We start from the raw sequence: 13,264 nt of genomic DNA, 5'->3' as shown, positions 1-13,264 counted from the left end.
AAAACTTATTGACAATCATAATTAAACCTATTTTACTGATAATAAGCCGAAAAAAAGCCGAAAAGGATATCCTTTTCAGCTTTCTATCTATTTAGAATTTACTTTTATTCTGATTTCTTCTGTGGTCTTCTTCTTGAGGTAGAATTACCACGACGCCAATCATTACTTCCTGATTTTGATGATTTCGAAGAAGTCGATGAAGTCGATGAAGTCGATGTCCTCGAAGAGTTTGATGATCTGGATGAATTTGATGGTTTTGAAGATTTAGATGATCTTCCCCTTTGTCTTTGTCTTTGTGGTTTTTCTTCCTCGGCCACAAGGCTATCAACTCCATCTAAAAGAAAAGGATGCTCCTTAACTACTTCTATATCTTGTTTTATTAACTTCTGAATATCTTTTAAGTAAGGTTTTTCATCCGTATCGCAGAATGAAATTGCATTACCGCTTGCACTTGCACGACCCGTTCTTCCAATACGATGCACGTAAGTTTCTGGAATATTTGGCAAGTCGTAATTTACAACCAAAGATAATTCGGACACATCAATCCCTCTGGCTGCAATATCGGTAGCAACCAAAACTTTCGTACTGCCATTTTTAAAGTTATTTAAAGCCAACTGTCTAGCATTCTGAGATTTATTGCCGTGAATTGCTTCGGCCTGAATGCCAGCTTTTTGCAAACCTTTAACTACCTTATCGGCTCCATGCTTTGTTCTGGTAAACACCAAAGTAGAATCTGTATCTTCGGTTTTTAGCAGAAAAACAAGCAATTTTGGCTTTGCTTTTTTACTCACATAATAAAGCGATTGTCCAACCTTTTCGGCCGTAGTTTGCTCTGGCTTTATGGTTACTTTATCAGGATTACCTAATATTTTGCCCGCCAAACTTACAATACTTGATGGCATTGTTGCAGAAAAAAACAAGGATTGTCTTTTTTTAGGCAACATATCAATAATTCTACGAATGTCATGAATAAAGCCCATATCAAGCATTTGATCGGCCTCATCTAAAACAAAATATTTAATGTCTCTTAACGAGATATAACCTTGTCCGATTAAATCCAGCAATCTACCTGGTGTGGCAATCAATACATCAACACCTCGGTTTAAAGCCTGTGTTTGAGCGCCTTGTTTTACGCCTCCAAAAATCACTGTATTAACAATACCGGTATACTTGCCATACTCCGAAAAATTATCTTTAATCTGAATCGCTAATTCGCGAGTTGGAGTAACTACTAAAGCTTTAATTTTGCGACGACCTTTTTCTGGTGTTGCATCATTATAAATATGCTGTAAAATTGGAATTGCAAATGCTGCTGTTTTACCCGTTCCTGTCTGTGCACAACCTAATAAATCTCTTTTGCGAAGTAAAATGGGTATTGATTTCTCTTGAATTGGAGTGGGATGTGTATAACCTTTTGCCTCAATCGCTTTTAGAATGGGCGCAATAATTTCTAATTTGTCAAATGTCATAAATGTTCTTAAAATTGAGCGGCAAAGGTAGTCTAATAGTTTGGATTAATAGCACAAAGTCCAAATAAGTTCTAAATCAAACAATTACAAGCTACTAAAGTTTCAAAATCAAATAAGACCGATTCATTGGACTGTATGACAATCTCTTTTTATTCCTTCGTAAATCTATTGATGTTCAGTAATTTCATAACTTATCATCCACTGAATACCAAATTTATCGACAAACATCCCGAAATAGGAGCCCCAGAAAGTATCATCTAATGGCATAGTAACTTGTCCACCTACAGAAAGTGCTTTAAATATTCGATCCGTTTCTTCTTTTGTACCTGCATTTATCGATAGAGAGAAATTAGTCCCTTGAACTACAGGTGGTCCAAAAGCTTCTGACGAATCGCATCCCATTAAAACAGTTTCTTTACTTATTGGTAGGGAAACGTGCATGATTTTATTCTTATCCTCTTCGGGAACAGCTGGACAATTATCCGACGGTGGCATTTCGCCATATCGTGCTACATGAGCAAATTCTCCTCCTAAAACAGATTTATAAAAGTGGAATGCCTCTTCGCAATTCCCGTTAAAAGTCAAGTAAACATTAAGTGTTGTCATAAATCAGTATTTTAAATCCATTTCAGACTACGAAGTCTTAAATTACTAAACTTTCCCATTATAATCAAAATAAAAACCCTCTCTAATTCTCAAAAAACGAATACATTCGATAGGAAACAAAATTATTCTTTTAAATAATTTTAACCTCAGGCAACCTTTTTAAATGAATCTGCATTATTATGTTTGTAGAAAATAATTATGATCTCGGCTTGTGAAGAAATTTATAAAGGCTCTTAAGAATAAAAAACCGAAAGCTCAGGAACAGCTATACGGGCAATATGCCGATTATCTGTATCGTATTTGCTATCGGTATATAAACAACAGAGACTTATGTCAAGATGTACTTTCTCAAAGCTTTATGAATATTTTTAATAGCATTGAAAAGACAGACATCGAAGAAGAACACGTACTAAAAGCCTGGATGAAAAAAATTGCGATCAATCAATCGCTAATGGAAATTAGAAAGAACCTTAAATTTTCGAATACCATTGAATTGATTGAGGACATTGAAGAATCGGAACTAAGCAGTGATGAGAAATTATTGGAAGATGATTTAATTCAAATGGTGCTGAATTTGCCGGATGGTTACCGAACTGTTTTTAGTCTGTATGCAATTGAAGGCTACAAACATGAAGAGATTGCACAAAAACTAGGTATCTCAATTGGTACATCGAAATCGCAGTTGAGTAAGGCTAGAAAGTTATTAAAACAAATGATTACTAAAACAGAGGTGAGATATGAAGCAGTCCGTTGAAAAACAAATAAAGAATGCATTCGAATCGTGGGATAATGAGAAAAACACGGTTGGCTTCGACAAATCTGCAGTATGGAATTCTATGAACATGCCTACAAAAAACAAGGTATTTATTATTACCTGGTTTCGGGTTGCTTCTATTGCAATTATCTTAATCTTACTGGGAGGTTTGAGCTATTCTTACCGAGTGAACCAATGCTTACAAATGAGTCAAAACAAATTGCAAATTGAACTAAATCAAGCGAAAGCTTTACAGGCTAAAATCGCCCAAAAAGAAGTGGCAACTGAAATTATTTATAAAACACAGATTAAAACAGTTGATTCGGAGCAAGCAAAAATGGCCTTAGCAAATTTAAGTGCAAAAATAGAGCAAATTGCTTCGGAAAATAAAGCATTACAACAACAATTAAGCGAACAGCAACTGGCTAATAATTCTTTAAACGATAGCATTAACACACTAACAACCAATTTGGAAGAAGCTACAAGCTGGTATGCACAACAATTAGAAAGTAGAAAAGGTGAAAATCCATCTCAAGGACTATCTATTGATATTAATGAAGAAGCTTTACTGGCTTTATCTAAAAATAAACAGAAGATTAAAACAACAACAAACAATCCCAATAAAAGGTTTAAAATCACATTTAAGAATAAGTCTCGCGAGTCTGAAACATCGGCGCCATTGTTTAAAGATATCACGATGAAATAATTACGAACCCAGTTCATTCACTCATTAATAAAACACACATGACAAATAAAATAGTAATCCTTAGCGGACTCCTTCTTCTTTTTTCGATAAAAGTAATTGCTAGCCAAGAAAACAAATTTCATCCGGATACCATTCGCATGCAAATGCCTAATGGAACCAGTATTGAAGGCAGAAGCACTTATGATGGCAAACATGATTTAGCTGATAATCTTGAAATTAAAAAACTACTTGGGGATTTTCTTACACGCTGGACTGTTTTAAACATTACAGAACTAGAGGAGAATAAATCCATTCTTATTAAATGTTCTACCATAAAAGAGTATGACAAAGATGATCAACACACCATTACATTAGAGGAGATAACCACAACTAGGCGTATTTCTTTTCCTGTAGACACAGCTGTTGCCTTAATGATTAATGGACATAACAAGCTAGAACTTAACTCTCAAATCGCCATTTATTTTGATCGAATTGATCAATTAAAAGAACTTACAAAATATGACTTCTCACAAATTCTAAAAAATACAGATCAACAAATCAGAAAGGAAAATGATTGGTATTTTAAATCTTCCCGTTTTGTCGCTTGGGTAAAAATAAACAAAGACAATTCAGCAGAAATGCTTCACCGAAATACTATTTTGTCGCCTGCAACCAATCAAATTATTTTAAGCGGAGGTACTTCACTTGAAAATGTAAAAGGAGAATGGAATGGGACTTTTTATGCTAAAATGACATTTCAACTTGGAAACAAAAACTTAGCCAAACAAGCTTTTTCTTTAGGATACGAATGGATGTACGATTTTTCATCAGGAAAAGAAAACATCAATCATTGGGTAGATTTGGGTTATCAACGAAATTTCTCGAAAAATCCGAATAAAGGAGATTGGTACGGATTAAATTTAGGATACTTGGTGAAACGAAATGGCGATTTATTTGAAAAAGCCTCCTTCCGTCTTGGCATAGAAAAGAAAATAAACGATAACATAAGTGTCGTTCCACAAATCTATTTCAACGATATTTTTAAGGATGCTTTTCCTGGCATAAAAGTTAAAGTTCATTTCTAAAACACAAAGACATATCCATAGATTTTGAAACCTCTTAAAATCTATAATTTTAAGAGGTGGCTCTTCACTCTGAGGGGCCATTCTTGAATCTTCAAGATCCAAAATCTGACAAATAAACAAGTATCGCCACCTACGGGGCTCTTTTTATTGATTATCGTCTGCCAGCTACCATATTCTCGCTCCTCTGGAGCTATTCAAAATCCAGTAGGGATGTAATGTAGTAGTAATCAATCCATATCAAAATAATAAGTGCTGTAAGTACAAAAGAAAATAATGTAATGGCAAATGTGTTATAAATAAACCTTTAAGCTTCAAATAAGCTCAAATCTATACAAAACAAAATCCCCTTTGAGTTTTCAGTCTCAAGGAGGATTTTTGATTTTATTCTAGCTCCTATTTTTTAGAAGGATCTTTCTTTTTAATATGAATCAATTCCATTTTGCGGATTCGGGCGCGAATTGCTCCTTTGGTACGCTTCAATTTAATAGACATTTCGCCAACCGGCACACCATCAAAAAACAGATTGATTAGTTCATCATCATCTTTTCTTGACCAAGGATTGAAGGCTTGCTTATTTTCTTTTTTAATTTTCTTGATGGCATCGAAATCTTCTTGGTCCATAGCTTTAAATTGTTTGGGATTACGGTTTCTATTGCAAAGGTAGTTAGAAGAATTCATTTCAAATAATAAGAGCCTAAGAATGACAAAAAATCATTCAAAGGCTCTTTTTATGAGTATTTTATTTAAAATTACTTCTTTTGAAGCATTTTCAGTAACATTTCGGCTACAAGAGCAGATGATGCAGGATTTTGTCCGGTAATTAAGTTTCCATCCTCAACGGCATAAGCAGCCCAATTATCCCCTTTGCTGTAGATTCCACCATTCTCTTTTAGCATATCTTCTACCAAAAATGGAACTACATTAGTCAACTGCACAGCTTCCTCTTCTTCATTGGTAAATCCTGTTACTTTCTTTCCTTTCACCAAGAATTCACCTTTAGCATTTTTCACATTTTTCAAAGCTGCAGGAGCATGACAAACAAAAGCGATTGGCTTTTTAGCCTCATTAAAATCTTGAATCAATTTTGCCGAGGTAGCATCTTCCGCTAAATCCCATAGTGGACCATGTCCGCCAGGATAGAATACCGCATCGTAATCTTCAAAATTAATAGCTGCCAAAGCAATGGTTTCATTTATTTTTTTCTGAACAGCCTCATCTTTATTAAAGCGCTCTGTGTCCTCTGTTGCATTTTGTGGTAAATTTGAAGTTGGATCGATTGGTGCAGCACCACCCTTTGGCGTAGCAATAGTAATATCCACTCCCTGATCGATTAATGTATAATAAGGATTGGCAAATTCTTCTACCCAAAATCCTGTTTTGTGCCCTGTATCTCCCATTTGAGAATGAGAAGTTAGCACGAATAATATTTTTAAAGCACCTGTTGTTAAAGTCATATCTATTAAAATTTATTTGTTTATTATTAGTATTTATTTTCCTTAAGATTATAATAACTTACTGATTTACATGATAAAAGTCATCAATAACTCATTCCCTTTTTTCGCTCAAGCCGCTGGGCTCATTCTTTTTCTTAGATAAAAAAGAATGCAAAAAATCAAGTCAGCCTGATCCTTATTTGCACTCCGATTTGGAATTAGCAACACGCCTAACGGCAGGCTGACAAAACCCGTTCATTTATTATCGAACCTATACTTATAAGCTCGATAAATAAATTAGATCTTTACGATCATTTTACCTTTGTTCTTTCCTTCGAAAAGATCGATAAAAGCCTGTGGAGTATTTTCAAAACCTTTTACTATAGTTTCTGTGGATGTTAGTTTTCCTTCCTGTAACCATTTAGCCAACTGTGGAATTGCCTCTCCAAATTTCTCCATATAATTGGAAACAATAAAACCTTGCATCAACACCGAATTCTTAATTAGTATGGGTTGCACTCTTGGTCCCATAGGCACACTAGTAGCATTGTACATGGATATTGCGCCACAAACTATAATTCGTGCAAAACGATTCACATTCATCATTACTCCATCGGAAATTTCACCACCTACATTGTCGAAATAAACATCCACTCCATTAGGACAAGCCTCTGCAATTGCTTGTGTCATATTCTCGCTTGTATTGTAATTAATTGCGGCATCGAAACCAAATTCAGAAACCAACTGATTCACCTTCTCGTCGCTACCTGCAATACCAACCACACGACAACCCTTCAGCTTTGCAATTTGACCTACAATTCCACCTACCGCACCTGCAGCTCCAGAAACTACAACAGTCTCTCCCGCTTTTGGCTTTCCAATTTCCAACAAGCCAAAATAAGCCGTTAAACCAGTCATTCCCAGCACTCCCAAATAAGAAGATAAGGCAGCTTTTTGCGCATCTACCTTTAGTAAGCCTTCGCCATTCGAAACCTGTACTTCTTTCCATGCCAGCATTCCTGATACAAAATCGCCTTTGCTAAAACCATTCAATTTTGATTCCATAACCTCCGCAATCATCCCGGAACTTATTGCTTTATTCAACTCAAAAGGTTCAATATACGATTTGCCTTCCATCATTCGTCCCCTCAAATAAGGATCAACAGAAATATACGACGCCTTCAAAAGCATTTCACCATCTGCAATTTTTTCTTGCTCTTCGCTTACAAATTTGAAATCTGATAATTTAGGTATTCCTACCGGTCTGCTATTTAGTTGTATTGTTTTCATTTTATTTTCTTTTTTTTATTAATGAATGTTCATTCTCTTTCGAGGATAAAAAAACCCATCTATCACTTATAGATAGGCTCCAATTTCTTGTATTTTGTCTGATTCAATGATTTTATCACTTGATTTTGACTGAGCCAGAGCGTGCAATGCATTTGCAATTGTTTCTGCCTCAATGGCCCGATACTTTTTCCATTTCCCAAATAAAAACGGACGGAACACCTTCATAACAATAGCACCTATTGTTTCACCCAAGCGATCTTCATCTCTTTTTCCTTTAATTAATGAAGGTCTTACTATATAAGTATTTATAATCTCCTGACCTAAAACTGCTTGCTCCATTTCGCCCTTTGTTTTGTTGTAGAAGATAGTGCTCTCTGCATTTGCTCCTAATGCCGAAATTACAAGGAAACTTTTAATTCCATTTGCCTTAGCCAAGCTTGCCGCTGTTGCAGGAATACCAAAATCAATCTTTCGATAAATGGCTTTGTCTTTGGTTTTTTTAGCTGTAGTTCCAATGCAGCAAAATACTTCATCGCCAACAAAATCAGCTTTGTAATTCTCTAACTGTAAGAGGTCTACAACATATTCTTTTAGCTTATCATGCTTTAAACCTAAACTTCTTCGAGTAAATATTCGAATGCTATCGTAAGTTTCGTCTTCCAAAAGCCGATTCAAGAGAATTTTCCCTGTTAATCCGCTCGCTCCCAATAAAATGGCTCTTTTACCCATATCAATTATATTCTAATGCTATCCCAGGAAGCCTGAAAAGCTTGTTTCAAACTCTCTTTATCTAATTGGTAAAGCTCTCGCTTTTGCATATTCATTAAAAAAGCCAATGGATTAATAGCGTAAGCATAAAGAAGATATGGTGACACATCTTTAATAATGCCTTCCTTCTGTCCCTTTTCCCATAAATCCAACAAGGGTTGCAAATGTTTTAAACCTTCCTGTCTGCTATTCTCATCAATCATCGTGGTATTATCGCATTGAGCTAAAAACCAAGCCTCATCGACCTGTTTTAGTTTGTAATTAGCAATATTATACCAAATTAATTCAAAAGCCTTTTTCACCGGCATATTCTCCGAATAATCTTTAAAAGCCTGCTCGGTATAGGATATTTTTAACTCCAAATAAAGTTGATTAATAAGGTCCTGTTTGTTCTCAAAATAGATATAAATAGTTGCAGGCGACACATTGGCCATCTTTGCTATTTTAGACATTGGAGCATCATGAAAACCATTATTATTCACCAAATTCAAGGTGGCTTTTAACAAGGCATTCCGTTTCTCCTTACTTTTCTCTCTTATTGCCATATTGCTCAATCTTACTACTAAAATTTTTCTGAAACTTGTTTGATCTTCCAGGCTATTGCCATAAAAAGAAACTGAAATGGCAATCGAATTAAGGCTGCTTTCTGCGATCCAATTGCCGGATCATCTGAGAAAATATCCCAAATATGAATCGGCAAAAACAAAAGCATTAATACAAAAATGCCAATAGCAGCTATTCTCGTATACCTTCTAAAAACAAGTAAGAGCCCTAAACCAATCTCAACAATTCCCGACAAATAAATGACTAGTACCGGAAAAGGTAAAAATTCTGGCACCCATGGCAGATAGAAATCTGGTTTTAAAAAGTGCTGCACCCCGCCCATTATCATAAAAAAAGCGAAGAAGAATCTAACCCCGGTCCATATTGTATTTGAAATATTCTTCATTCTATTCGTTCCGTTTTTGTCTTTTGTTATTTTGATAGAACAAATATAAACAAATAATTCACAAAATGAATGAACGTTCACTTTTATTAACGTTTAAAATATAGCTTGCACTTTTCAACCTAAAATAGGCATTTAGAAGTAAGTCATTCCCAGACATGGGCAACTTAGCTTAATTCAGAGAATAACTGACCTAAGCTTTAAAGAAAATTATGCACTTACAGATTTAAAATAGTACGAACCTGCTTGGAATACGCATAATGCCCAATAATGGTAAAATCAAATAAGCAGTCTTCAATTACCTGACCAGCACCAATATTGTGCACAATCAAATATCGGTCTCCATCCTGAGATTTTTTATTAATTACAATACCAATATGAGTAATTGCTCCTCCCAGATTCCAACAAACAACATCTCCAGGTAAATAATCCGAATTATTTCTACTTATGAGCTTCTCCTCTCCATGTCGCTCGAAAAACCGCATTAGATTTGGAACTCTTCGATGATCGATATTCTTATCGGGATGTTGTAAACCCCAAATTTTAGGATACAAAGAAAAGTTGGCTTTCATATCCTCATGCACCTCTTTCTGCAAATCAATACCTAATTTTCGATAAGCTCGAATCACTACATCGGTGCAAACACCCTTATCCGAAGGAACATCTCCGTTAGGATAAGCTATAGAAAAATAAGAAGGATCGTAGACAACTCTTTGTTCTGTTAACTTTATTGCTTCCTTGGCTAATCGATCCGAAAAACTTTGCGCATGACCAGCAATGGAAAGAAAACAACAAATCAGGATAAAAAAAAGAGTTCTCATTTGCATTGTAATTTTGTTTTAGAATGATCAGCACCGCCTACATAAACAGGAAAATCTTAGAAATAGTAGACATTTACAACTCTTTGCTAATTAAATATGCAGTATAAGCCAAATAACTGATTAGGAGAAGTGCAGCTTCCCATCGATCTAATTTCTTCTTTACACCTGTAAACATTGCGATAAATAAAAATATGGTTCCTCCCGCTAAAATAGAAAGATCGACATTGAATAAAGTCGTAAATTCAATAGGTCGGATAAAGGAACTAATAGATAGAATTAGAAAAATATTGAAGATATTGGAGCCAATAATATTCCCTATTGCAATGTCGTTATTTTTACGCAAGACAGCCACTACCGAGGTCACCAGTTCGGGCAATGAAGTTCCCGCCGCAACAATCGTTAGTCCTATAATCTTTTCGCTTACTCCCAAGCCTGAGGCAACCTCAACGGTATTATCCACAACTAGTTTCCCACCCAAAACCAATCCTGATAAACCCACTACAATAAGACTCCATATTTTAAGTGTGGTCATTGGTATTGTTGCAATTTCGGGCGCATGAGTTTCTGTTTTTAATTGTTTGTAAACGTAAAACAAGAAAAGCCCAAACATTACAATTAATACAAGTCCATCGAGACGACTAAGTACAGCACTTTCCTGAAACAAGAAGCTATTGCAAAGTAGATATAAAATTACAACAGCGAAAAAGGAGAGCGGAATTTCTTTCCAAACCGTATTCGACTGCACCACAATAGGAGAAACCAATCCTACAATTCCAAGAATAATAAATAAATTAAAATTATTACTCCCAATTACATTGCCAAATACAATATCGGAATGTCCGTGAAAAGATGCGAACGAATTCACCACTAATTCGGGTGCCGAAGTACCAAAAGCAACAATTGTTAGACCAATAGCAATATTCGAAATGTTATTTTTTTTAGCCAGTGCCGACGATCCGCCAACCATCCAATCAGCCCCTTTAATCAGCAAAACAAAACCTACTAAAATTAATAGAATTGATACTATCATATTTTTAAAATTATCTTGATTTTCAAATCGAAGATATCGTTTTTTCAAATACCAAAAACATACACATTAAAATTTTAATACCAAATAAAATCAACAACATAAACTACTGTAAGTTAGAGCCTTTCAGATGAGAAGTTGCGGATTTATCCTCCTATTTCTTTAAAACCGAATTAAAAACTCGAAACTCATTAGTCCTTAATTACAAATCAGGAATAGCGACAAAAAAAAGAATAACACTCCTGCTATCCTTCCTATTTTATATTGAATTCTATTTTCTAAATAAAAAATTCAGGTTCTCTGCGCTCCGAACAATTTGTAAAGAGCCTTTCTCGTATCCCATCAATCAATTCATTATCGAACACTCTAGCATTCGAAGAACAAACCTTAATACAAGCACAGCAACGAATACAAGCTTTCGCATTGGTAACAACCTTATCGGTCACATTAATAACATCAACCGGACACACATCGGCACACATCCCACACAAATCGCAAAGTTCTTCCATAGTGGTTGGAGCAATATCGGGCATATTCCCTTTTGCCTTGTAAGGAACATTTCCAGGAACATCACAAACTTTAAAACCATTTGCTTCTCCATCTTTTATTTTAAGCAACAACTCTTCTGCAAATTGTTTAGCCTTTAACAAATCAGCCTCATCAGGACGATTTACTGCTATCGGTTTACTTTCAATCGAAAAAGAATGCTCTCCGATAAATGCTGCAGCACCAAAAGGTGTAAATCCAATTTCTAATACCGCATCTTTTAATTCAAGCAAGGCATCATCGTAATGCCTATTCCCATAAACTGCAAGTAGCACAACAGGTGCATTTTTAGCTTCAAATTTTTGTAAGTGCTCCAAAGCTTGCTCTGGCACTCGTCCTCCATATACAGGAATAGCGATAATTGAAAGCTCGTTCTCAATTTTCGGATTTTCGGATGAAGCAAAAGACAATGGTGTTATATCAAACTCGTTGATTTGCTTCGCTCCTAATTCTTGTCCAATCGCTTTCACTATTTTTTTACTTGTTCCTGTAGGGGAAAAGTATATTAAATTGACTGCAGGTATTTTCATCTGATTCTAATTTCAAGTTTTTGCCCTATGGAACTTACCAGATCATTATCTCTCTATGTGTAGAAAGAGTTATACTTGGACGTTTCATATTCTTTCCTTTATTCTTAAAGTTGTCCTAAAGGTAGGAAGTCTTAAAACAAATTAGAAATGGAAATCAATGAAATTTATTATCATCTATCAAGAGTAAATTCCCAACCATTGGGAATTTAGTATTTTATTCTATATATTTGTATTGAATACTTATAAACACATCTACGACTATACCGATGACGGAATTACCATATACAGTTGATAACATCGACCTAATACAAAATTTTATTAACGAAACAAGAAGAAGAATTTCAAATGGTGTTACGATAACCTTTACAAGTAAGGCCAGCTCTGAATTGGAAGATTTAATGCTTCAGTATGACATAAACGCAGATGATATCGAATATACAATTCTAAATCTTTCCACAGAGAATTATTTCAGAGGAATAGATCCATCAGGGAGTGCTGATTTTAACGTATGTGCTTTTCGTGCATTTGTTGGAAAAGAGAAGCTTGAAATTTATTTAAAATATGGACTTGAAGCAGAAGGTTTACAAATATTAATTTTTTCGAATCATATTCCAGATTTCCCAATGAAGCAACCATTTAAAAACTAACATTATGGAAGCAAAAAAGATACTAACGAGAAAGAACAAACCCACCAATGAACTACAAAGATCTGTAGAGAAGATTTTTAAGGGTACAAAATTGATATTTACTGAAGCGTATTATTTAGATTGCGAAGTAGATGAAAATACTGGTATTATTAATAAGAATAAAGAAGTTAGGCACTATACTAAAGATCAAATAAATCGAAATATGAAAGCACTTAAAAGTGCTTACTTAATTTCTAAAGGTGCAGTATCACCTAATGAAATTATAGAGTTTAGAAACAAATATCGTATTGCAGCATCAACATTAAGTGTGATATTAGGATTTAGTAAGAATACAATATCAAACATTGAAAATGAAGGAGTTACGTCTCTGCCTAGTGGTCGATTAATAAAAATGTGCCTAAGTAATTTGGAGCTATTACGTTCCTACATTAAAAATTGTGATGATATTGATAATCACAAAAAAGATGAGCTGGATAAGAGCTTACTTCAATGTGGACTGTAAAAAAGATATGATTTATAATCAAAAAAGGTATAATACCCTAAGAAAATTAGACCAGGAGCTTAATTGAAAAATAATGTAAATTAAACTCATGGAAAAAATGAAAAGAACACGTCGTAAATTTAGCTCAACATTTAAAGCAAAAGTTGCAATAGAAG

Annotated in this window: 16 protein-coding genes; 5 read left to right on the top strand and 11 right to left on the bottom strand. The window is 34.7% G+C overall.

Going from position 1 to position 13,264, the window contains the following annotated elements; translation table 11 throughout:
• Window positions 1–104: 104 nt before the first annotated feature.
• Window positions 105–1,469 (bottom strand): DEAD/DEAH box helicase, encoded by a 1,365-nt coding sequence (locus tag BZG02_RS14890; protein ID WP_101262239.1) that lies wholly within the window; start codon window positions 1,467–1,469, stop codon window positions 105–107.
• A gap of 165 nt (window positions 1,470–1,634) precedes the next feature.
• On the bottom strand, window positions 1,635–2,075 hold the full coding sequence (locus BZG02_RS14885) for a VOC family protein (protein ID WP_101262238.1): 441 nt from the start codon (window positions 2,073–2,075) through the stop codon (window positions 1,635–1,637).
• A gap of 211 nt (window positions 2,076–2,286) precedes the next feature.
• Here BZG02_RS14885 and BZG02_RS14880 point away from each other — a divergent pair, with 211 nt between their 5' ends.
• The 3 genes from BZG02_RS14880 to BZG02_RS14870 are packed head-to-tail and all read left to right on the top strand — an operon-like array spanning window position 2,287 to window position 4,599.
• The gene (locus BZG02_RS14880; protein ID WP_101262237.1) at window positions 2,287–2,829 is read left to right on the top strand and encodes an RNA polymerase sigma factor; all 543 of its coding nucleotides are present in this window, start codon (window positions 2,287–2,289) and stop codon (window positions 2,827–2,829) included.
• A complete protein-coding gene (locus tag BZG02_RS14875; protein ID WP_101262236.1) occupies window positions 2,813–3,535 on the top strand; it encodes a hypothetical protein in 723 nt (240 codons plus the stop codon). Before BZG02_RS14880 ends, BZG02_RS14875 begins: the two co-directional genes overlap by 17 nt.
• 38 nt (window positions 3,536–3,573) lie before the next feature.
• Window positions 3,574–4,599, top strand: coding sequence for a hypothetical protein (locus BZG02_RS14870; protein ID WP_101262235.1), 1,026 nt, complete (start codon window positions 3,574–3,576; stop codon window positions 4,597–4,599).
• A gap of 393 nt (window positions 4,600–4,992) precedes the next feature.
• On the opposite strand, the gene BZG02_RS14865 is transcribed toward BZG02_RS14870, so the two are convergent.
• The 9 genes from BZG02_RS14865 to BZG02_RS14825 form a co-directional block, all read right to left on the bottom strand.
• Window positions 4,993–5,220, bottom strand: a complete 228-nt coding sequence (locus tag BZG02_RS14865; RefSeq protein WP_101262234.1) for a hypothetical protein — start codon at window positions 5,218–5,220, stop codon at window positions 4,993–4,995.
• A gap of 128 nt (window positions 5,221–5,348) precedes the next feature.
• Window positions 5,349–6,053, bottom strand: a complete 705-nt coding sequence (locus tag BZG02_RS14860; protein WP_101262233.1) for a type 1 glutamine amidotransferase domain-containing protein — start codon at window positions 6,051–6,053, stop codon at window positions 5,349–5,351.
• Window positions 6,054–6,329: 276 nt separating this feature from the next.
• Window positions 6,330–7,322, bottom strand: a complete 993-nt coding sequence (locus BZG02_RS14855) for an NADP-dependent oxidoreductase (protein WP_101262232.1) — start codon at window positions 7,320–7,322, stop codon at window positions 6,330–6,332.
• A gap of 66 nt (window positions 7,323–7,388) precedes the next feature.
• Window positions 7,389–8,051, bottom strand: a complete 663-nt coding sequence (locus BZG02_RS14850) for an NAD(P)H-binding protein (protein WP_101262231.1) — start codon at window positions 8,049–8,051, stop codon at window positions 7,389–7,391.
• 5 nt (window positions 8,052–8,056) lie between these two features.
• Window positions 8,057–8,635 carry a TetR/AcrR family transcriptional regulator gene (locus BZG02_RS14845; protein WP_101262230.1) on the bottom strand — a complete coding sequence of 193 codons (579 nt, stop codon included), beginning with the start codon at window positions 8,633–8,635 and terminating at the stop codon, window positions 8,057–8,059.
• Window positions 8,636–8,652: 17 nt separating this feature from the next.
• Entirely contained in the window at window positions 8,653–9,039 is a 387-nt protein-coding gene (locus BZG02_RS14840) for a DoxX family protein (RefSeq protein ID WP_101262229.1), read from the bottom strand.
• Window positions 9,040–9,254: 215 nt separating this feature from the next.
• A complete protein-coding gene (locus tag BZG02_RS14835) occupies window positions 9,255–9,857 on the bottom strand; it encodes a DUF1287 domain-containing protein (protein ID WP_101262292.1) in 603 nt (200 codons plus the stop codon).
• A gap of 73 nt (window positions 9,858–9,930) precedes the next feature.
• Window positions 9,931–10,887: a calcium/sodium antiporter gene (locus BZG02_RS14830; RefSeq protein WP_101262228.1), complete on the bottom strand. Its 957-nt coding sequence runs from the start codon at window positions 10,885–10,887 to the stop codon at window positions 9,931–9,933.
• A 275-nt stretch (window positions 10,888–11,162) separates the two neighbouring features.
• Window positions 11,163–11,960: an EFR1 family ferrodoxin gene (locus tag BZG02_RS14825; protein ID WP_101262227.1), complete on the bottom strand. Its 798-nt coding sequence runs from the start codon at window positions 11,958–11,960 to the stop codon at window positions 11,163–11,165.
• A 266-nt stretch (window positions 11,961–12,226) separates the two neighbouring features.
• On the opposite strand from BZG02_RS14825, the gene BZG02_RS14820 reads away from it, so the two are divergent.
• Window positions 12,227–12,607: a hypothetical protein gene (locus BZG02_RS14820; RefSeq protein WP_101262226.1), complete on the top strand. Its 381-nt coding sequence runs from the start codon at window positions 12,227–12,229 to the stop codon at window positions 12,605–12,607.
• 4 nt (window positions 12,608–12,611) lie between these two features.
• Window positions 12,612–13,109 (top strand): transcriptional regulator, encoded by a 498-nt coding sequence (locus BZG02_RS14815; RefSeq protein ID WP_101262225.1) that lies wholly within the window; start codon window positions 12,612–12,614, stop codon window positions 13,107–13,109.
• The last annotated feature ends 155 nt before the right edge of the window (window positions 13,110–13,264 follow it).

The organism is Labilibaculum filiforme (genome assembly GCF_002843315.1).
In the GTDB taxonomy this organism is placed as follows: Bacteria; Bacteroidota; Bacteroidia; order Bacteroidales; family Marinifilaceae; genus Labilibaculum; species Labilibaculum filiforme.
The sequence above is the reverse complement of the archived record's forward strand: the minus strand, read 5'-3'. Positions and strand labels throughout refer to the sequence as shown.